This is a genomic window from Clostridium celatum (assembly GCF_021412605.1).
GTDB classification, from domain to species: domain Bacteria; phylum Bacillota; class Clostridia; order Clostridiales; family Clostridiaceae; genus Clostridium; species Clostridium celatum.
Window position 1 is genome coordinate 89,953 of record NZ_JAJKGM010000008.1, and the last position, 19,936, is coordinate 109,888.

The window sequence follows — 19,936 nt, forward strand, 5'->3', positions numbered from 1 at the left end:
ATAACAAATTAGGTAATTCTGTTAATTAAGATATAAAAAATTCTACAAAAATACTTACTTAAAATAATAGAGAGTATGTTATGCTAATTAGCTTTCATACTCTCTATTTTAAGTACTTAATTATTTAATTTTTCTAAATATGATTAACAACCATATCTCCATGATTTTTAATTTTTTCATTATCAAAATATTGATAGTAATAGCATTTTAATTTACCATTATATAGCTTTCTATTTTTAGTTGCTTTTCTTCCAAACGGTGATTCAAAGCCCTCATAAGAAGTTAATATATTAAAATCCCAAGTATCTAACTTTCTCTTATTCATACCTAAGTATTTATATAATTCTTCAACTTCTTTCTTTTCTCCAAGTCTTTCACCATATGGTGGATTAGTTATAATAAATGCATTTTTTTCACTTGATGAAAACTCTTTAAAATCTCTCTTTTGGAACTCTATGTAATTAGATACGCCTGCTTTTTGAGCATTACTTCTTGCAATTTTAAGCATTCTTCCATCTATATCATAACCAATAAGTTTAATATCTTTTTTCTTTATTGATCTTTCAGCACCTTCTTTAACTTGTTCATAAATATCTTTACCAATCGTTGGCCATGTTTCTGATACAAAGTTTCTACAAAGACCTGGTGCTATATTTTGCATTATCATTGCTGCCTCAATTAATATAGTTCCTGAACCACAGAATGGATCAACTAAAGTATAATCCTCTTTCCATCTTGAAATTAAAACTAAAGCTGCTGCCAAAGTTTCTTTTAGTGGTGCAATCCCTGCTTCTTCTCTATATCCTCTTTTGTGAAGTCCAACTCCACTAGTATCAATTGATAAAGTTACAACATCCTTTAATATAGAAACTTCAATTTTATATACTGGTCCATCTTCACTAAAATGTGTTACTCCATAATCTTCACTCATACTTGTTACAATAGCTTTTTTTACTATTGATTGACAATCTGGCACACTAAAAAGTGTTGATTTTACTGATTTTCCTACAACGTGCATAACACCATCTTGTGGTATAATTTCACTCCATTTTACTGCTTTAGTTCCTTGGAAAAGTTCCTCAAAGCTTCTTGCTTCAAACTCTGCCATTTTTATAAATACTCTATCTGCAGTTCTTAAATGAACATTTGCAATAGCAATATCCATTTCATCACCTTCAAAATGTACTTTCCCATTTTCAACCTTTAAATCTTCATATCCTAAAGCTTTTAACTCTTTAGCTGTAATTCCTTCTAATCCAAAGGTAGTTGTTGCTACTAAATTATATTCCATTTTTCTTTTGTCTCCTTTTATGATTCATATATTTTTACTGAATCATTTCCGTCTATTTCATTAATTTCCACTGCTACTATTTCTGTCTTAGATGTAGGTATATTCTTTCCTACATAATCAGCTCTAATAGGTAATTCTTTATGTCCTCTGTCTATAAGCACAGCAAGTTGTATTGAAAGTGGTCTGCCAGCATCTATAATAGCTTCTATAGCTGCTCTTACAGTTCTACAAGTAAATAATACATCATCTATTAATATAACTTTCTTTCCTTTAACTTCTACTCCTAAATCAACAGAGTTTATTTCTGGAATATCATTAACTTCTGTTATATCATCTCTATAAAGGCTTATATCTACATACCCTACTGCTACATTTACACCTTCAATTTTCTCTATATTTTCTGCAATTCTTTTAGCTAATGGATATCCTCTTCTTTTTATACCAACTAAAACAATATCCTCAACGCCTTTATTCTTTTCAATTATTTCATGTGAAATTCTTATTAAACTTCTTCTTATTGCATTTTCATCTAATAAATTTGCTTTTAACTTCACTACGATTCACTCCTACTATTTTCTTAATTTATCTAATAATTCTTCAAAATACTTTGGTAATTCTGATGTAAATTCCATATATTCTTTTGTTCTTGGGTGAATAAAACCTAAAGTCTTTGCATGTAACGCTTGCCCTTCTATATTAAACTTTTGTCTTTTATAACCATATACTAAATCACCAACTAAAGGATGACCTATTGATGCCATATGAACTCTAATTTGATGTGTTCTTCCAGTTTCTAATGTACATTTAATTAAAGATACACCTTTATCATATTGTTCTAATACTTCATAATGAGTAACAGCTCTTTTACCATCACTATTTATAGCCATCTTTATACGATCTTTTTTATCTCTACTAATAGGTTTATCCACTGTACCTTCTAAAGTACTAAATCTTCCTTCAACTAGAGCATAGTATTCTCTTTTTATTGAGTGATCTTTAAACTGAACAGCTAAACTATTATGTGCATCATCATTTTTAGCTATTACTAGTATTCCTGATGTATCTTTATCTATTCTATGAACAATACCCGGTCTTATTACACCGTTAATTCCTGATAAATCTGTACAATGATGTAATATCCCATTAACTAAAGTTCCAGTATAATTACCTGGAGCTGGATGAACTACTACACCCTTAGATTTATTAATAATTATAACATCACTATCTTCATATACTATATCTAAATCCATCTTTTCAGGTAATACATTTAACTCTTCAGGTTCTTTTAATTTAACAGTAATAACATCATTTTTTCTTAACTTATAATTACTCTTTATTTTTTTATCATTTACGTTAACATTTTCATCATCTATAAGTCCTTGAATAAATGATCTAGATTTTCCTTCTATTGCTTCACTTAAATATTTATCTATTCTTTGCCCAACTTTTTCTTCATCTATATTAAATATAATTTCTTCCATATTAATTATCTCCGTCATTTCTTTTTCTTTAGACATTATAATATATAAATACCTTATACTCAATACACATTACTCAAAAGTAATTAAATTAAATTTAAAGGAGACCACTTTCTGGTCTCCTATATGTATTAACTATTAGCAAAAAACTTTTTTATTTCTGACATATCATCATTAAATTCATCCGAAAGAACTTCTTCTTTCTTTGGCTCTTCAAAAATATCTACTTCCTTTTCTGTTAACTCATAATTTTCAACTGGTTCAGCTACATTGTAATTTTTAGTTAAATCTTTTTCAAGTTCATCAAATGTTTGAAGTTGAGTATTCATAAATCCTCTAAACTTAGCTCTAAATTTTATAAACTCTTCCTTAACTCTTTCATATTCATCATTAATAGTTACTACATCACCGTGAGCCTTATCTAAAATTCTTTGTGCTGTTTCATTTGCATTGCTAATAATTAAATCTGCTTGTTTTTCTGAACTTTCTTTTGCTTGATCAGCTGCATTTTGAGCTAAAAGTAAAGTGTTTTGTATGGTTATTTCAAGCTTTTCATAATGTTCTATTTTTTCATTAGCTCTATTTAAACTATCCTTAAGTCTTGAATTTTCTTTATATAACTCTTCATAATTTTCAACTACATCATCTAAAAATTCATCAACCTCTTCTGGGCTATATCCTCTTATTGCTTTTTTAAATTCTTTATTGTTTATATCCATAGGAGTTAATTTCATCCCCGTCACCTCTTCTATATATACTTTTTAATGTTTATTTTATATCTTCCACTTTTCGTATTTCCCATTATATTACCAACTAAAAATTTTCCTGTTCCAGAGATTGTTATTCTTTGCCCTTCTTTTATCTCTTGACTTTTACCCTTTACTTTAGCATAATCTACTAAAACCTTATTTGTATCTATAAGCGTTATAGCTTTCCCCCTAGATACATTAGATAGCTTAGAAACAAAATTATCTAATCTAAGTGAAGGTATTATTATTGTCTCTTCTTTAAAATTAGCCTTTGGCAAATCTTCCTCAAATATCTCACAAACCTTAACAGGTGCTTTATTAACTAATTTCAGTTCAGTACATATATAATCTGCAAGTTCTTCGTAAACAGGAACTATTGCATAATCATCATTAACTCTTAAGTCCCCCAACTTATCTCTTTCTAATCCTAAAGCCATAAGTGCTCCTAAATAATCTCTATGAGTTAATTTATTAAATTTAGAACTATTGCTTATTTTAAGTATTTTATAAGGGTAAGGTATAGAATAAATATTATTGAAAGATAATATTTTTCTATCACCTTCATCTAATCCACATTCAGCTTTCACAGAAAAATTATTTGAATTAAACTCCTTAATAAAATACATCCAAATATTAGGTTTACAAAAAAACTTTGTAAATGTAGGAATATCCTTTAGATAAGCTATATTCATACATTCATATACTTTTATAACATCTTCAATGTCTTCTTTTGAAAAATTCTTTAAAATATCATCTTTACTTATCATGCTATCCTAATAATAATCCTTTAATTAAACTTAAAAACATAATTGCTAACACCGGCGAAAAATCTAACATCATTTGACCAAAAAATTTTTCTTGCACTCTTCTAAAAGGTTCTAAAATAGGATAATTAAACGATGTTATTATCTTATAAACTTGGCTTTGTCTAAGATTAGGTATATAAGACATTATTATCTCAGCAAATATACTTATATATAATACTGAAAATAATAAAGATAAAAAATTACTTATAATTCCTATAAAAATCCCTCCTATTTATTCCAATTAAATAGTGCTTTTGAACTTATTTCAGTTCTAAGTTCGTTACTTACTTCAACATTTGATGGAGAAAGTAAATAAACTCTTTGTTCTACTTCTTGAAGCTGAGCTCCTAAAACACAACATGCACCACTTATAAAATCAACTAATCTTTGTGCTATTTTTGTTTCCATTGCTGTAGTATTAACAACAACTATTTTTCTATTTTTTATGGCATCAGCAATTTCTCTCGCTTCTTCATAAGATGTTGGTTTTACCACCATTATTTTTGCAGATGCAGCATTATGAATATTTACAACCTTATTTCCTCTTTGTTTAGATATTATTGGCTCTATTTCTTCAACTTCATCTTCTTCTTCTTCAAGAGTTTCATCAACTTCATCAAATTCTTCCTCAAAGTCACCTAATCCTATCATTTCTTTAAACTTTCCAAACATATTTATCCTCCTCTAATTATCCCTTGCTCCAAATATTCCAGAGCCAACTCTTATTGTAGTTGCTCCCTCTTCTATAGCTATTTTATAATCATTTGTCATTCCCATTGATAAAAATTCCATTTTTATATTTTTAAATGTACGTTTTTTTAACTCTTCATAAATAGATTTTGTTTTTCTAAAATAATATCTATTTTCTTCTTCACTACCCTTCGGTATTATAACCATAATTCCATTTACTTTTATGAAATTACATTCCTCAACAAAAGATATTAAATCTTCTATATCCTCTTCTAATATACCACTTTTACTTTCTTCCCTACCTATATTAATTTGTATTAGCACATTTGCTATACTATTTGATTTTCCAAATTCATTTTCAATCTTTTCTGCAAGTTTAATACTAGATAAAGAATGAATTAAGTATACATTATTTACAAGATATTTAACTTTATTAGTTTGCAATTTTCCTATAAAGTGCCATCTAATATCTTTTGGTAAAACTTCTTTCTTAGAAATAAGATCTTGAACCTTATTTTCTCCAAAATCTCTTTGTGAGGCATTATACGCTTCCATTATTAGTTCTACTGGCTTAGTTTTTGATACTGCTATTAAAGTTACATCTTTTGGTATTTCATTTAATATATTTTTAATTTTGTTTTCAATACTAATATTAACCCCCTCCTTTGAAAGAGATTTGTGTTCCTATAGAATATTATTCTTCAAAAGTCTTAAATTCCCTTCATACTTTTCCAAATAATTATACCATTTTTCTTGGATTTTTTTAAGAACTTTTTTAATTTAACTATCAGCCCTTTGCATATAGGTAGGTGCAATAGAATATATACTTTTAGGTAGTATAATTTTATCTACTTTCACTATACTAATATCTAAATTTCTTATAATTAAATTATTTATGTGACTTCCTTGAGCCAAAAGCGAAGCTTCCAACTGTTCTGGATCTCCAATTGCGTAAAAAGCAAATGGTCCCTCTATCTTTTTAGTTTTATCATCTAATTCAATAAATGCCCATGCACATTCTACTCCAGTTGTATTTATTATTCTATAAGCTTCCCTTGACAATTCATTTATTTTTATTATTTTATCAAATTCATCATTTACTTCTCTAGTAACACTATTATATGAATTTAATCCTAATGCTTCAGCTCCTGCAATTCGTAATTCATTTAATACAAGAGCAACATCTGATGCATGTAAAATGCTTCTGCTTACTTCAAATTCACTATTAGTATAAACATCAAAATCAGCATCATTAATAGTAAGTATTATTCCTGGTCCACTAACCATATTAATTCCTGCAACAGTACTATAATCATTTAATTGACTTTTCATATGCTCTATGATTTTTTCATGCCCATTTTCATCTACATTATAACTGCTAATCTTTTCATAAAGATTATAATTTTCATCTTTTAAGTTTGCAATTTCATCATACAACTTATTTCTTTCTTCTGTAGCATCTTTGTATTGCACTGCATTTAAATTGAATATTCCTATATTCTTTCCCATGCCCACATTTACTACAATTAAAAATCCTAAAGTAATAGAAGCAATAAAAACAAAAAACTTAAACTTATAGTTTTTCATTTAATCACCTCTTTGCTTATTTTTAAACTTTTCTAGCAACAATCTTCTTATACTACCGAAATTATCAAATATTCTGCTTCCAAAAACAATTACCGCTGCAATATAAATAGGAATTCCTAATCTATCTCCTAAATAAGCAAGTGCTGCTGCTAACAATGAATTACCAAAGAATCCTGATATGAATATATCAGGTTTAAAATTTTTATTAAGCCATGCCCTAAAAGCTCCAAAAACAGAATCTAAACATGCAAGTATTGCAATTGACATATAAGGAGAAAACTTTTCTGGAATATTTACATCAAAAAGTAATCCTAAAAAAACTCCTATTAATAATCCTATAACTGCTATCATAATCTCTCCTCCTTATTGTACTGGTGTCATATATTCTGATTTTAATGATTGTGTTGTTTTATTAATTATAATATCATCTAATGTTTTTATATCTTTATCATAATATTTTAATGCACCATAATCTAACGCCCCTGCATAGTTTACACCTACATTTAACTTTGATTTATCTCCAATTGCTTTTATTACAATTTCAGCATTAGGATCTATTCTCCCTGCAGAACTTATAGAAATATAACTTCCAGCTGTTTTTATTCCTGTTTGCGGTGTTATTCTCATATCATTAATTGATATAGCCTCAGCATTTGAATACCACAATGAGTTTACTATGTTAACTAACTCTTCCTCACTAATTGATTTTACATTTTGAGTTGAATTAGTAGAGAATATAGAGTTTTTAGGAGTTATTGTTAATATTATACCTGGTCCTTTAACATCTAAAAGTCCTATCTGCATTCTTGCATTATCTAGTAATTTTTTAATTTCTCCTTCAACCTCCCCCTCTTTTGCTGCAGCTTCTTCTAATTTTTTAAGTTCCTCTGAAAGTGACATATTTGTCTCTTCTAATTCTTTTTTTTCTTTTTTTAGATTTTCAATTTCTAATAAAATATCTGAATTATTTTCAATAACATTTTCTTTATTTTTATCAGTTAACAGTTTAAATTGATATGTTAATAAAAATCCTAATAATGCACAGACAATTGCTACTAAAATTTGTGAACCAATTTTCTTCAAATATGTTTCCTCCTATTCTTTTTTTATTACTGGCGAACCTTCAAAGCTTACATTTATATATCCCTTTTTTAAATTCACAGTATTATCTAACATTATTGAATATACTTTTTCCATTTTGTTGTGAAGCCCTTCATCATCTCCAAAGAATATTTCTACATCTCCAATATATCCTCTTATATCTATAATATTAGATATATCTAATGCATCTAACCTTAACTCTTCTCTATTTTCTGATATATATGGATAAAACTTATTTAATATTTCTTTAAACGAATCTAATTCACTGTTATTGTTATCTTCTAATATGGTATTAAGATCAACACCTATTATCTCTACTAAGTTTCTGCCTTCTATACTTGCTACTTCCTCTATTTTTTCTAAATTATTGTTCACTATAATGTACTTTTCATTCATTTTTATATAATAAACTGGAGCTTCCTCCTTAATATTAATTTCTAACGTAGATATTCCTTTTATTTTTACTGTTACTCCCTTTATATATTTATTTCTTTGTAGTGTTTCCTTTATGGCTGTTTGATTAACAGTGAAAATATTTTGTCCTATCTTATCTTGAACTAATGGTGCTAAAGCTTCAGTTGCTATAGCTGAATTTCCTGAAAATATAATGCTTTCCACATTGAATATAGGCGCTTTAGCTATAAATATAATTATAGCCACTAAAGTCACTATAGTCATTAATATTACTTTTTTAATTTTTCTTTTTCTCTTTTTAGAATTTATAAACTTTTTTACATCTTTCATATTTATTCCTTATATCCTTTGTAATTAATTTTATTCTCTTACTATTTTATCATAAATTACAATTTTTTTTACGATAATTTTGTATAAATGAATAAATTATGGTTATTAAGTAAAATTTAAGAGCTTCTTAAAAATAAGAAGCTCTTATAGGTTATCTTTTAAATAGCTTTATCTTCTATTTGTCTAGATATATTTAATAAAATTCCCATCGCCATTAAATTTATAACAAGCCCCGATCCTCCATAACTTATAAAAGGCATCGGAACACCTGTTACTGGCATAGAACCTGTTACAACAGCTATATTTATTATAGCTTGAACTGCTATTATAGAAGTTATTCCCATAGCTAAAAGTTTTCCATAGGTATCCTTAGCTTTTATAGCAACTTTTATTCCTCTCCATATAAATATTATAAATAAAGAGATTATAAATAGACATCCTATAAGTCCTACCTCTTCTCCTATGATAGAGAAGATAAAATCATTATGTGGCTCTGGCATATATAATGTTTTTTGCCTTGATTGTCCAAGCCCAAGCCCTGTAAGACCACCTGACCCTAACGCTAAAAAAGATTGAATTAATTGATATCCAGCATCAGCTGCATCTTTCCACGGATCTATAAAATTTAACATTCTTTCTCTTCTATAATCTGAACTAAATATAAAAAATATAGCTAACGTTGTTAAAGCTGGTAATATTATTCCAAATAAATGCTTAATTTGACCCCCTGCCACAAAAAGCATAATAAATGTTACTATCATAATTATAGCTGCTATACTCATATTATGTTCTGCTAATATAAGTGCCGCAAAAAATCCTGAAACACATAAATATGGAACTAACCCATGCCAAAAATCTTTTACCTTATCCCCTTTAACATCTATACTTAAAGCTAAAAACAATACTACTGCATATTTTGCAAGCTCTGATGGCTGAAAAGAAAATATTCCAACTTGAATCCATCTTTTAGCACCATTAACTTCTGGAAAGAAAAATACAGATATTAATAATGGTATTGTAATTATTAGTATTGCAGGGGTAATTTTTTTTAATTTATGATAATCATAAGACATCATAAATATCATTGCTACTAGCCCTATAATTGCCCATAATAATTGTCTCTTAAAAAAATACATACTATCATTATTATGAAACATTGAGTAAAACGAACTTGCCGAATATACCATAATAACTCCTATAGATAATAAAATGCATAATGTAGTAAACATTCCATAATCAATTTCGCCTAAGAGTCTCTTTTCATTGGGCTTATAAAATTTCATAGACATTCCTCCAATTTAATTACTAAATTGCAAAAAAACCTATTATACATAAAACTACAGTTATTATTGAAAATATTGTAACTATTTTTACTTCGTTCCAACCACATTGTTCGAAGTGATGATGAATTGGAGCCATTTTAAATACTCTTTTACCAGTAAGCTTGAAAGAAGTTACTTGAATTATTACTGATAAAGCTTCTATTACATAAATTGCACCAACTATAACTATTAGCAATGGTTCTTCTAATATTATTGCTATAGTTGCTATAGCACCACCTATTGCCAGAGATCCTGTATCCCCCATAAATACTTTAGCTGGATAAGCATTGTTTTTTAAGAATCCTAAAAGTCCACCAATTAATGCAACTGCAAATATAGCTAAAGAATATTCTTTCATTATTACACAAACTACAGCAAAGAATGTTAAAACTAATACTGATACTGATGATGCTAAACCATCTAATCCATCAGTTAAATTAACTGCATTTGTAGTAGCTGCATATACAAGAACTATAAAAGGTATATACATAATACCTAGAGGTATTTTAATTTGTGTAAATGGTATTATTACATCGTGTTGAAAATTTAAATATGCATAATACCCTAAAGCTCCAGATACTATAAGTAATAACACCATCTTTTGCCAAGCCTTTAAACCTTCACTTTGTTTCTTTATTATCTTTAAGATATCATCTAAAAATCCAATAAATCCAAATGCTATTAATGAGTATAAAGCTATCATACCTTTTTCTGTAAAGCTACTGCTCATTATTAACATTACAATTAAAGTTGAAAGTATAAATATTACTCCTCCCATAGTTGGAGTTCCTGCTTTCTTTAAATGACTCTTTGGACCTTCTTCCCTAATGTTTTGACCAAATTTAAGTCTTCTTAATATTGGTATTGCTATAGGTCCTAAAATTAAGGCAATTAGTGTACCTAAAATTAATGTTATTGCTAAAATCTTAAAAATTTCTGACTGTGACATACTTATTATTCTATCCCCCATCTTTCTACTGCTTTAATAGCAGTTCACCTCCTTAGTTATACTGTTAACTCAGTAAGAGCTTGTGTTACATCTTCAAGTTTCACACCTCTAGATGCCTTAACTAATATTACATCATCTTTTTTTACAATATTTTTTAATTCTTTTATGCATTCATCTTTAGTTTCATACATAAATATATTTTCATTTTTATAACCATCTTTAAAGTTATTTCTCTGTTCTCCTATTACTATTAAAAGATCAACTTTATCTCTTGCATATTCACCAATTTCCATATGTGCTTTAGTAGCTTCTGTACCTAATTCATACATATCTCCTAAAATTGCTATTCTTCTATTGTTTTTATAGGCAGAAAGTACATCTAATGAAGATTTCATCGAATCAGGACTAGCATTATAACAATCATTAATAATAGTAAATCCATCTTTTTTTATTAATTGTAATCTCATTGAAGTTGCTTCTAAATTTTCTAAGCCTTTTATCATTTCCTCTAAAGATACATTTAGATTATTGGCTACTTCAATAGCTATCATTGTGTTTAAAACATTATGCTTTCCTGCCATTTTTAAAGTAAATACAGCCTCTTTATTACCAACATGAGCTAAAAACTCTGTTTCTTCTTCCCTTAATATAATATTAGAAGCGTAAACATCATATTCATGATTATATCCAATTTTTTTAAGTTTATATCCTTTTTGTGAAATATTTTTAAGCATCTTATCTTCTGCATTAATAACTAGAATGTTATTTTCATTAAAACAAGTTGTTATCTCCATCTTAGCTTTTAATATATTTTCTTGAGTTTTTAGGTGTTCCATATGAGATAATCCTATATTTGTAATAGCTGCTATATCAGGAGTTGCAACCCTAGCTAATACTTCTATCTCTCCTAAATCACTCATTCCCATTTCTAATACAGCAACATCTATATCTGAAGTTAATTCTAGTATCATAAGTGGTAATCCTATTTCACTATTAAAATTACCTTTTGTTTTAAATACCTTATATTTACTACTTAATAGTGCTGCAATTAAATCTTTTGTCGATGTTTTACCTGTTGAACCTGTAACCCCAACAACTTTAACATTTAATTTATTTCTATAATAAGTTGCTAATCTTAATAAAGCCTTTATTGTGTTATCAACCTTTATAATAATTCCTTTTCCTTCAGCCTCATTTAAATCAAAATTCACTTCATCTACAATGGCTATAGATGCACCATCTTCTAAGGCTTTTATAGCAACATTGTTAGCATTAAATTTTTCACCTTTTATTGCTAAAAATATATTATCTTTTTCTATCTTTCTATTATCAATACAAAATTTATTAAAGTTTTTATAATGATTATCTACTATAACCTTACCTTCAAGTGCTTTTACTATCTCTTCAAATGACATTTCCATAACTATCACACTACTTTCTTCCATTTATTATGTCATCAACTACTTCTCTTTCATCAAAATGAACTTTACCTTCTGGCATTATTTGATATGTTTCATGTCCTTTACCAGCTAACACAATTACATCTCCTGGCTCTGCCATGTTCATTGCCATTTTTATTGCTTCTACTCTATCTTCAATAGCTATATAATTTGTCTTTTCTGTACCAAATACAATTTCTTTTAATATTGCAAGTGGGTCTTCTGTTCTTGGATTATCAGATGTAATTATTACTAAATCAGCAATCTCTGTACCTATTCTTCCAAGCTCAGCTCTCTTAACCTTATCTCTATCTCCACCACTACCATAAACAGCAATAAGTCTATTCTTTGTAAATCCTCTTAATGTTTCAAGTATATTCTTAAGTCCATCTGGAGTATGAGCAAAATCAATAACTATTTCATACGGTAAATTGTATTTTTGACCAATTCTTTCACATCTACCTGGAACTACTACATCTAATAAACCTTTCTTTATGCTTTCATCATCAATGCCTAAAGCTTTAGCTGCTCCTATACAACCTAATGCATTATAAATATTATATTCTCCTGGAAGAACAAATTTATATTCTACATTATTTACATTAAATATAATATCTTGTTCTTCTAATTTAATGTCATAGGCTCTTAAATCACTTTCTTCTTTTATTGAATAAGTAGTTACATTCTTATCTAATCCCTTTAAATCATTTATTATTCTATATCCATAATTATCATCTACATTAATAACACATGTTTTACTTCTTTCAAAAAGCTTAAACTTTGCATTATAGTAATTATCAAAAGTCTTATGAAAATCTATATGGTCTCTTGTTATATTAGTAAATATTCCAACTTCAAAATTGCAACCATATACTCTATTTAACTCTAATGAATGTGAAGATGCTTCCATAACACAATATTCACAGCCTTCTTCTACCATATCACTAAATAGTTTTTGTAACTCTAACGATTCAGGTGTAGTCATTTCTGATTTAACTTTTTTGCTTCCTATGTAATTTGCAATTGTTCCAACTAACCCTACTTTTTTACCTGCTTTTTCTAATATAGATTTTAATATATATACACTAGTAGTCTTTCCATTAGTTCCTGTAACCCCTATAAGCTTTAACTTTTTAGTAGGGTGTCCATAAAAATTAGCTGACATAGTTGCTAATGTTTTTCTTCCCTCATTTACTCTAATAACAGTTACTGACTCATCTATATTATCAAAATCTAAATCTTTTTCACATATAATTACTGTGGCTCCAGCTTCTATAGCCTTCTTAGCATAATCATGACCATCAACTTCAAAGCCTGATAAACATACAAAAATATCACCATTTGTTATTTTTCTACTATCGTATTGAATATGATTTATTTCCTTTTCTAAAGTTCCTTTTACTAAATTAAAGTCCACATCTTGTAATAACTCAATTAAATTCATAATCTATCTCTCCTTTAAAATATCTATACTACTAATAAACAAAAAATTTAGCATGTGAGTTTCCCACATGCTAAATAACAAAGGGAAATTTGTTAATCACCATATTCAGCACTTAAAGTAAGCTTTACTGTAGTACCAACTGAAATTAACTCACCCTTAGGAATACTTTGCTTATTAACTACTCCATCACCTTGAAGAGTATAATCAATACCTAGTGATTTTAAAAGTTCCGTAGCTGCCTCACTTGAATATCCACTTAAATCTGGCATAACAACACTCTTATTATAAGTTTCATTTTCATCTGTGTAAAGATTAATAGTAGAGCCTTCTTTAACTGTATATCCAGGATAAGGGTTCATATTTGTTATTATAGACCCATTTCCATAAATATTATACTTCAAATTATAATCTTTTAATATATTTTTAGCATCCTCTACTGACATATCTCTTACTTCTGGTATTACTATATCCTTTAAGATAACATCCTCATCTTGCTCTGTTTCTAAATAATTTATTATATCATTAATTAAAATTTTACCTAATGGAGCTGTTACTACACCTGCATAATAAGCGCCAGCACTTGGTTCATCTATGGTTACAAACACTGTAAATTGAGCTTCTTCTCCATTCATAACAAATCCTGCCATTGAAGAAATATATTTACCACTTTCATATCCACCTGTAACAGGATTTACTTTTTGTGCTGTTCCAGTCTTTGCACCTATATGATATCCTTGAATATACGTCTTATTAGAACCACCTTGTGCTACTGTTCTTTGTAAAAAGTCTCTCAATGTACTTGCAGTTTCTGCCGAAATAACATTTTCTGTAATTGTAGGTTCAAATTCTTCATCTACCACTAGATTTCCTTGACTATCTTCATGTGTTACAGACTTCATAATGTGTGGTTCTATTAAAGTTCCACCATTTACTATAGCATTAAATGCTGTCATATATTGAACTGCATTTACTGTATTAGTTTGTCCAAAAGATATTGTTGCAAGGTCCGCTTCATTTATATTAGCTGCAGACTTAATTATTCCCTTAGCTTCTCCTGGTAAGTCTATTCCTGATATCTTACCAAAGCCAAATTTCTTTATATATTCTGTAAGTTTCTCCTTACCAATTTTTTCTCCAAGCTTCATAAAACCAACATTACATGAGTTTTGAAGAATTTCAGATAATGTCTGCTCTCCATGTCCTGAAGTTTTCCAACATTTTATTGTATGTGGTCCAACTTGTAAGCTTCCTCCACAATTAAAAGTATCAGTTTCACTAACAAGTCCTTCTTCAAGAGCTGCTGACATAGTAATTACCTTAAATATTGATCCTGGTTCAAATGTATCATTTACTAAGCTATTTCTCCACATTTTTTGAAGTTTTTCTGCATCTGTTTCTCCAATAAAATCTTCATATCCATCAAATGGACTATTCGGATCAAAATCAGGCTTGTTAACCATAGCTAAAATTTCACCATTATTAGGATTCATAACTAATATAGATACTCTGGCTGCTTTATTTTCTACAAGTCCTTTTTCAGCTACCTTTTCTGCTATAGCCTGAATATTTTTATCTATTGTTAAACTAACATCTTTACCTTCTATAGGAGCTGTAAATTCTGATATAGTATATGGTAAATTTTCACTATTTCTATCTAATTCTGTTCTTCTAAGGCCTGGAACTCCTGATAAATATTCATTATACTGAAGTTCAACTCCTGTTAATCCTTGTCCATCTACATTTGTACTTCCTAAAACATGAGATAAAAATTCACCTTCTGGATAATATCTCTTAGTATCTGGTGAAACTATAACTCCTGAAATCTCTAATGCCTTAACTTTATCAGCCTCTTCTTTTTCTATTCTTCTAACTAGAGTTGCCGATCCAGCATTTGCTCCACTAGGTAATTTAGTTTCAAGTTTTTCTAAAACTTTGTCACTTTCCATAGCTAATGCTTCTGCAATTAATGGAGCAATATCACTTGTTGATTTATCATTCTTTTTCAAATATTGTCTTATAGAATTTAAATCAAAGTCTACTCTATATACATTAGCCGATACTGCAAGCTCGTTTCCATTTCTATCTAATATCCTTCCTCTTCGTGCATCTATTCGCACTTCACTCGTCCATTGCTCTTCTGCTCTTGATGAATAATCTTCTCTTTTAACTATCATTATGTAAGATAGCCTAAGTATAAGTATAAGAAATATTGCTGTAATAAACCATAAGGCAAGCGTCATTCTTTTTCTAATCAATGCCCGGTCTTTAAAATACTTTTTATTCATACTCATTCCTCCATGAAATATTCAACTAATTAAATAATCATGAATAACAATATCTCTTTACTTATAGGTAAATACTTTAGGCCAATTAAGAGTCTATAATTATATAATTAATTGAATATTTCTATTAATTTCCCAAATAAACTGCTATTACCTTTCTCTTCTTCCTTTATATGAGAAAAATATTCTTTAGACATATCAATACTTATAGTACTCTCTTCCTTTGGATAAACCATTCCTATTTCTTCTGCAGCACTTTTAACTACATCAAAAGCTGCAAACTGTAGCATATCTACTTTTAATGCTTCATTTACATCTAACTCTTCTCTTACAGCATCTTCTATAGTAGTTAAGTTTTCTTGTAACTTATATACATATCCATCTATAAGTAAAACAATAAAAGATAATATAAATGCTAAACTTGCAACCTTAAAAGTATTCTTTATAAATTGTTTTCTTTTTAAATGATTTTTCTTTTCTATTGCTCTTTTTTGTTCTTCTCTTTGGCGTTCTTTTTCTTTAATTTTTCTCTCTGGTACTAGAGCTGTATTTCCTCTTATATAATCATATTCTCTTACACCCATTTTATTCACACCCCCACTAATTTTTCATAATATTTATATTTTTTCTATAACTCTTAGTTTAGCACTTCTACTTCTTGGGTTTATTTCTACTTCTTCTTTACTTGGTTCTATTGCTTTTCTGCTTATAACCTTTACCTTTGCTTTTTCTCCACATACGCATATTGGAAACTCTTTTGGACATCTACATGATACAGCTAAATCTCTAAATTTATTTTTAACAATTCTATCTTCTAATGAGTGGAATGTTATAATAGCCATTCTTCCGCCTTTGTTTAGCTTATTTACTCCATCCTCCATGGCCTTATTTAAAATTGAAAGTTCACTGTTTACCTCAATTCTAATAGCTTGGAAAGTTCTTTTAGCCGGGTGTGGCCCCTCTCTTCTTGCTTTTGCTGGAATTGCATTTTTTATTATCTCAACTAATTCTAAAGTTGTTTCAATAGCTTTTTCTTCTCTTCTCTCAACAATAAACTTTGCAATTCTTTTTGCAAATTTTTCTTCTCCATAATCTCTTATGATTCTATATAATTCTTCTTCGCTATAATCATTTACTACATCATAAGCTGAAAAATTATTTTCTCTATTCATTCTCATATCAAGAGGAGCATCTTTCATATAACTAAAGCCTCTTTCACCTTCATCTAATTGATAAGAAGAAACACCTAAATCCATTAGAATACCATCAACTTTTTCAATTTCAAGCTCTTCTAAAATAGCTCCTATGTTATGAAAATTGTTATGTACAAGAGTTACATTCTTAAAATTATGTAATCTTTCTCCTGCCGCTCTTAATGCATCTTTATCTTGATCTATACCTATAAGTCTACCTTCACTAGATAATCTTTTAACTATCTCACTTGAATGTCCTGCTCCACCTAAAGTACAATCAACATAAATACCATCATCTTTAATGTTTAATGCTTCTAAGCATTCATTTAACAAAACTGATACGTGATTAAATTCCATTTTAAAACTCCTTATATTCCTAAATCGCCCATTTTTTCAGCAATCGAATTAAAATCTATGTTTAATTCATTATATGCTTGCCATTTTTCTTTACTCCAAATTTCTACTTTGGTTAATGCGCCTATACTTACTATTTCCTTTTCTATGCCTGCATATTCTTTTAGATTTAATGGAATTAATCCTCTTCCTTGTTTATCTGTTTCCACTTCACATGCTCCTGAGAAAAAAAATCTCACAAAAGCTCGTGCCTCTTTATTTGTAAGTGGTAACTTCTTAAGTTTTTCTTCAAGTATAATCCATTCCTTTTGTGGATAAGCATAAAGACATCCATCAAGTCCTTTAGTAATTACAAACTTTTCTCCAAGCTCTTCTCTAAGCTTTGAAGGTACAACAATTCTATTTTTATTATCCAAACTATGTTGGTATTCTCCAATAAACATTTTGCACCTCCAGTAAGTAATATTTAACCACTTTTAACCACTTTACACCACTACATTATATATTCTATAAAATAATTGAAATTCCTTCAAGTTTTATTTGAATTTTTCTTTATAAAACTTAGCATTTTCAATACTTTTTATTAGTTTTTAATAAAACTATACAAACAAACATTTCTTATTCCTTTTTATGTAATATTATTCAGAAAAAATATCATTTTCTATCATTATTTTTAAATATTATTAAATAAAATTTACAATGAAAATCTCTAAGAAAATTTCAACAATATTTACTATAAATCTCTTATAAATTTTATAATAAATTTCAAATAAAAAAATAAAATCTACAAATACAATAAGATACTTGTAGATTTTACTTTTATATTATACCCTATATAATTTAAAGTTAATTATACATTAAATCTGAAGTTTACAACATCTCCATCTTTCATAACATATTCTTTACCTTCTAATCTGTATAGACCTTTTTCCTTAGCTGCTGCCTCTGAACCACATTCTACTAAATCATCATATGCAACAACTTCAGCTCTAATAAATCCTCTTTCAATATCTGAATGGATTTTACCTGCAGCGGCTGGTGCTTTAGTTCCTTCTTTTATTGTCCAAGCTCTAACTTCTTGAACACCTGCAGTTAAGTAACTTATTAATCCAAGTAATTTGTATGAAGCTCTTATAAGTTTATCTAATCCTGATTCAGTTAATCCATATTCTTCAAGCATTTCTGCTTTTTCTTCATCTTCTAATCCTGATAATTCTTCTTCAAGCTTTGCACAAACAACCACTACACCTGAATTTTCGTTTGCAGCATATTCTTTAACCATTTTTACATAGTCATTTTCTAGATTTCCAGCCATCATATCGTCTTCTGATATATTACAAGAATATAAAACTGGTTTAGAAGTAATCATAAATAAAGATTTAACAAAAACTTCTTCATCTTCAGTTAATTCTAAAGTTCTTATTGGTTTGTTAGCTTCTAAGTGTGCTTTAACCTTTTCCATTATTTCATATTCAGCTTTAGCTTTCTTGTCACCTGATCTAGCAAGTTTTACTCCTTTTTCCATTCTTCTTTCTAAAACTTCTAAATCTGCAAATATAAGCTCTAAGTTTATAGTTTCAATATCTCTAATTGGATCTACTGATCCTTCAACGTGAACTACATTCTCATCTTCGAAACATCTAACAGCATGTACTATAGCCTCAACTTCTCTTATGTGTGATAAGAATTTATTTCCAAGACCTTCACCTTTTGAAGCTCCTTTAACTAACCCTGCTATATCATAAAACTCAACAGCAGTATATACTTTTCTCTTTGTTCCATACATTTTTTCTAATACATCTAATCTCTTATCTGGTACACTAACAACACCTACGTTTGGTTCTATTGTACAGAATGGATAGTTTGCTGATTCTGCTCCAGCTTTAGTGATAGCATTAAATAATGTACTTTTCCCTACGTTTGGTAGTCCTACAATCCCTAATCTCATCTATATAACATTCCTTTCATCCGTTACTCTATTTTAATACTTTTTAGATTATACTCCAGAATCCCTTTCTTTTCAACCTATAATAATCTCTATAGCTACATTTAATTATCATATTTAACAAAAACTTATCTATTTCCCCACTATAATTTCCATAAAAAAATCAACTTGCTTTTATGTTTATATTTTCTCTAAAAATAAATTAAACAACAAAAATTATTATTTAAAACATTTAAAGCTTATTCTCATAATTATAATTAAAATAAAAAGTCAGCAATAAGCTGACTTTTTATTTCAGTTTGTTGAAAAACCCCCTGTTTAAAAACAGAGGGTTTTTCTATTATTAGTTGTGGATAAAATTTAATATTAAAAATATTATAAAATTTAATAATATAATATGAAAATAACAAAGATAGTCTTGTTGCTATCTTCTTCATATTCTGCACTGCTGCAGTTAGCAGGCATTGCTCTGAAACTTTTTCGCATCCGCGGAAGCGAGCATAGCGAAGCCCATGCAGATTTTTTGAATCTGCGAAGCTTCGCTCAACTGTCTCTTTTCTTC

Annotated in this window: 21 protein-coding genes and 1 pseudogene; all 22 read right to left on the reverse strand. The window is 28.5% G+C overall.

From position 1 onward, the window contains the following. Positions 1-133: 133 nt before the first annotated feature. Complete coding sequence (locus tag LPC13_RS05685; protein WP_195244624.1) at positions 134-1,291, reverse strand: THUMP domain-containing class I SAM-dependent RNA methyltransferase; 1,158 nt, start codon at positions 1,289-1,291, stop codon at positions 134-136. A 17-nt stretch (positions 1,292-1,308) separates the two neighbouring features. Beyond that, the gene (gene pyrR, locus LPC13_RS05690) at positions 1,309-1,845 is read right to left on the reverse strand and encodes a bifunctional pyr operon transcriptional regulator/uracil phosphoribosyltransferase PyrR (protein ID WP_195244625.1); all 537 of its coding nucleotides are present in this window, start codon (positions 1,843-1,845) and stop codon (positions 1,309-1,311) included. A gap of 15 nt (positions 1,846-1,860) precedes the next feature. Then, positions 1,861-2,772, reverse strand: coding sequence for an RluA family pseudouridine synthase (locus LPC13_RS05695; protein WP_040419308.1), 912 nt, complete (start codon positions 2,770-2,772; stop codon positions 1,861-1,863). A 128-nt stretch (positions 2,773-2,900) separates the two neighbouring features. After that, the gene (locus tag LPC13_RS05700; protein ID WP_005213028.1) at positions 2,901-3,503 is read right to left on the reverse strand and encodes a DivIVA domain-containing protein; all 603 of its coding nucleotides are present in this window, start codon (positions 3,501-3,503) and stop codon (positions 2,901-2,903) included. 14 nt (positions 3,504-3,517) lie between these two features. Next, positions 3,518-4,285, reverse strand: a complete 768-nt coding sequence (locus tag LPC13_RS05705) for a YlmH/Sll1252 family protein (protein ID WP_005213027.1) — start codon at positions 4,283-4,285, stop codon at positions 3,518-3,520. Between the two features lies 1 nt (position 4,286). Next, the gene (locus LPC13_RS05710) at positions 4,287-4,556 is read right to left on the reverse strand and encodes a YggT family protein (protein ID WP_320414746.1); all 270 of its coding nucleotides are present in this window, start codon (positions 4,554-4,556) and stop codon (positions 4,287-4,289) included. Beyond that, positions 4,553-4,996 carry a cell division protein SepF gene (locus LPC13_RS05715; protein WP_005213023.1) on the reverse strand — a complete coding sequence of 148 codons (444 nt, stop codon included), beginning with the start codon at positions 4,994-4,996 and terminating at the stop codon, positions 4,553-4,555. Before LPC13_RS05715 ends, LPC13_RS05710 begins: the two co-directional genes overlap by 4 nt. Before the next feature lie 12 nt (positions 4,997-5,008). Beyond that, positions 5,009-5,665 carry a YggS family pyridoxal phosphate-dependent enzyme gene (locus tag LPC13_RS05720; RefSeq protein WP_234088685.1) on the reverse strand — a complete coding sequence of 219 codons (657 nt, stop codon included), beginning with the start codon at positions 5,663-5,665 and terminating at the stop codon, positions 5,009-5,011. Positions 5,666-5,794: 129 nt separating this feature from the next. Then, positions 5,795-6,601, reverse strand: a complete 807-nt coding sequence (locus LPC13_RS05725; protein WP_005213020.1) for a DUF881 domain-containing protein — start codon at positions 6,599-6,601, stop codon at positions 5,795-5,797. Continuing rightward, positions 6,602-6,952 carry a small basic family protein gene (locus LPC13_RS05730; protein WP_005213019.1) on the reverse strand — a complete coding sequence of 117 codons (351 nt, stop codon included), beginning with the start codon at positions 6,950-6,952 and terminating at the stop codon, positions 6,602-6,604. Positions 6,953-6,964: 12 nt separating this feature from the next. Beyond that, positions 6,965-7,684: a DUF881 domain-containing protein gene (locus LPC13_RS05735; RefSeq protein ID WP_005213018.1), complete on the reverse strand. Its 720-nt coding sequence runs from the start codon at positions 7,682-7,684 to the stop codon at positions 6,965-6,967. Positions 7,685-7,696: 12 nt separating this feature from the next. Continuing rightward, positions 7,697-8,446, reverse strand: coding sequence for a cell division protein FtsQ/DivIB (locus LPC13_RS05740; RefSeq protein WP_005213017.1), 750 nt, complete (start codon positions 8,444-8,446; stop codon positions 7,697-7,699). A gap of 158 nt (positions 8,447-8,604) precedes the next feature. Continuing rightward, a complete protein-coding gene (spoVE, locus tag LPC13_RS05745) occupies positions 8,605-9,729 on the reverse strand; it encodes a stage V sporulation protein E (protein ID WP_005213016.1) in 1,125 nt (374 codons plus the stop codon). 22 nt (positions 9,730-9,751) lie between these two features. Beyond that, entirely contained in the window at positions 9,752-10,738 is a 987-nt protein-coding gene (gene mraY / locus LPC13_RS05750) for a phospho-N-acetylmuramoyl-pentapeptide-transferase (protein ID WP_005213015.1), read from the reverse strand. 35 nt (positions 10,739-10,773) lie between these two features. Further along, the gene (locus tag LPC13_RS05755) at positions 10,774-12,162 is read right to left on the reverse strand and encodes a UDP-N-acetylmuramoyl-tripeptide--D-alanyl-D-alanine ligase (protein WP_005213014.1); all 1,389 of its coding nucleotides are present in this window, start codon (positions 12,160-12,162) and stop codon (positions 10,774-10,776) included. Then, positions 12,149-13,600 carry a UDP-N-acetylmuramoyl-L-alanyl-D-glutamate--2,6-diaminopimelate ligase gene (locus tag LPC13_RS05760; protein WP_005213013.1) on the reverse strand — a complete coding sequence of 484 codons (1,452 nt, stop codon included), beginning with the start codon at positions 13,598-13,600 and terminating at the stop codon, positions 12,149-12,151. Before LPC13_RS05760 ends, LPC13_RS05755 begins: the two co-directional genes overlap by 14 nt. A 92-nt stretch (positions 13,601-13,692) precedes the next feature. Continuing rightward, positions 13,693-15,885, reverse strand: coding sequence for a stage V sporulation protein D (locus tag LPC13_RS05765; protein ID WP_005213011.1), 2,193 nt, complete (start codon positions 15,883-15,885; stop codon positions 13,693-13,695). A gap of 107 nt (positions 15,886-15,992) precedes the next feature. Beyond that, positions 15,993-16,466 carry a hypothetical protein gene (locus LPC13_RS05770; protein ID WP_005213010.1) on the reverse strand — a complete coding sequence of 158 codons (474 nt, stop codon included), beginning with the start codon at positions 16,464-16,466 and terminating at the stop codon, positions 15,993-15,995. Positions 16,467-16,499: 33 nt separating this feature from the next. Then, the gene (rsmH, locus tag LPC13_RS05775) at positions 16,500-17,432 is read right to left on the reverse strand and encodes a 16S rRNA (cytosine(1402)-N(4))-methyltransferase RsmH (protein ID WP_005213009.1); all 933 of its coding nucleotides are present in this window, start codon (positions 17,430-17,432) and stop codon (positions 16,500-16,502) included. 11 nt (positions 17,433-17,443) lie between these two features. Next, a complete protein-coding gene (gene mraZ / locus LPC13_RS05780; protein WP_005213008.1) occupies positions 17,444-17,872 on the reverse strand; it encodes a division/cell wall cluster transcriptional repressor MraZ in 429 nt (142 codons plus the stop codon). 407 nt (positions 17,873-18,279) lie between these two features. Further along, positions 18,280-19,377 carry a redox-regulated ATPase YchF gene (ychF, locus tag LPC13_RS05785; protein WP_005213007.1) on the reverse strand — a complete coding sequence of 366 codons (1,098 nt, stop codon included), beginning with the start codon at positions 19,375-19,377 and terminating at the stop codon, positions 18,280-18,282. Between the two features lie 315 nt (positions 19,378-19,692). After that, positions 19,693-19,936: pseudogene (locus tag LPC13_RS05790) on the reverse strand (transposase); the annotation flags it as partial.

What these genes read in the sequence shown, in the direction of transcription:
- LPC13_RS05700 (WP_005213028.1), bottom strand. Translation starts at nt 3,503, where the DNA reads ATGAAATTAACTCCTATGGATATAAACAATAAAGAATTTAAAAAAGCA.
- LPC13_RS05725 (WP_005213020.1), bottom strand. Translation starts at nt 6,601, where the DNA reads ATGAAAAACTATAAGTTTAAGTTTTTTGTTTTTATTGCTTCTATTACT.
- LPC13_RS05760 (WP_005213013.1), bottom strand. Translation starts at nt 13,600, where the DNA reads ATGAATTTAATTGAGTTATTACAAGATGTGGACTTTAATTTAGTAAAA.
- LPC13_RS05755 (WP_005213014.1), bottom strand. Translation starts at nt 12,162, where the DNA reads ATGGAAGAAAGTAGTGTGATAGTTATGGAAATGTCATTTGAAGAGATA.
- ychF (WP_005213007.1), bottom strand. Translation starts at nt 19,377, where the DNA reads ATGAGATTAGGGATTGTAGGACTACCAAACGTAGGGAAAAGTACATTA.
- LPC13_RS05695 (WP_040419308.1), bottom strand. Translation starts at nt 2,772, where the DNA reads ATGGAAGAAATTATATTTAATATAGATGAAGAAAAAGTTGGGCAAAGA.
- LPC13_RS05740 (WP_005213017.1), bottom strand. Translation starts at nt 8,446, where the DNA reads ATGAAAGATGTAAAAAAGTTTATAAATTCTAAAAAGAGAAAAAGAAAA.
- LPC13_RS05705 (WP_005213027.1), bottom strand. Translation starts at nt 4,285, where the DNA reads ATGATAAGTAAAGATGATATTTTAAAGAATTTTTCAAAAGAAGACATT.
- rsmH (WP_005213009.1), bottom strand. Translation starts at nt 17,432, where the DNA reads ATGGAATTTAATCACGTATCAGTTTTGTTAAATGAATGCTTAGAAGCA.
- LPC13_RS05715 (WP_005213023.1), bottom strand. Translation starts at nt 4,996, where the DNA reads ATGTTTGGAAAGTTTAAAGAAATGATAGGATTAGGTGACTTTGAGGAA.
- mraY (WP_005213015.1), bottom strand. Translation starts at nt 10,738, where the DNA reads ATGGGGGATAGAATAATAAGTATGTCACAGTCAGAAATTTTTAAGATT.
- LPC13_RS05685 (WP_195244624.1), bottom strand. Translation starts at nt 1,291, where the DNA reads ATGGAATATAATTTAGTAGCAACAACTACCTTTGGATTAGAAGGAATT.
- mraZ (WP_005213008.1), bottom strand. Translation starts at nt 17,872, where the DNA reads ATGTTTATTGGAGAATACCAACATAGTTTGGATAATAAAAATAGAATT.
- LPC13_RS05765 (WP_005213011.1), bottom strand. Translation starts at nt 15,885, where the DNA reads ATGAATAAAAAGTATTTTAAAGACCGGGCATTGATTAGAAAAAGAATG.
- LPC13_RS05730 (WP_005213019.1), bottom strand. Translation starts at nt 6,952, where the DNA reads ATGATAGCAGTTATAGGATTATTAATAGGAGTTTTTTTAGGATTACTT.
- LPC13_RS05770 (WP_005213010.1), bottom strand. Translation starts at nt 16,466, where the DNA reads ATGGGTGTAAGAGAATATGATTATATAAGAGGAAATACAGCTCTAGTA.
- spoVE (WP_005213016.1), bottom strand. Translation starts at nt 9,729, where the DNA reads ATGAAATTTTATAAGCCCAATGAAAAGAGACTCTTAGGCGAAATTGAT.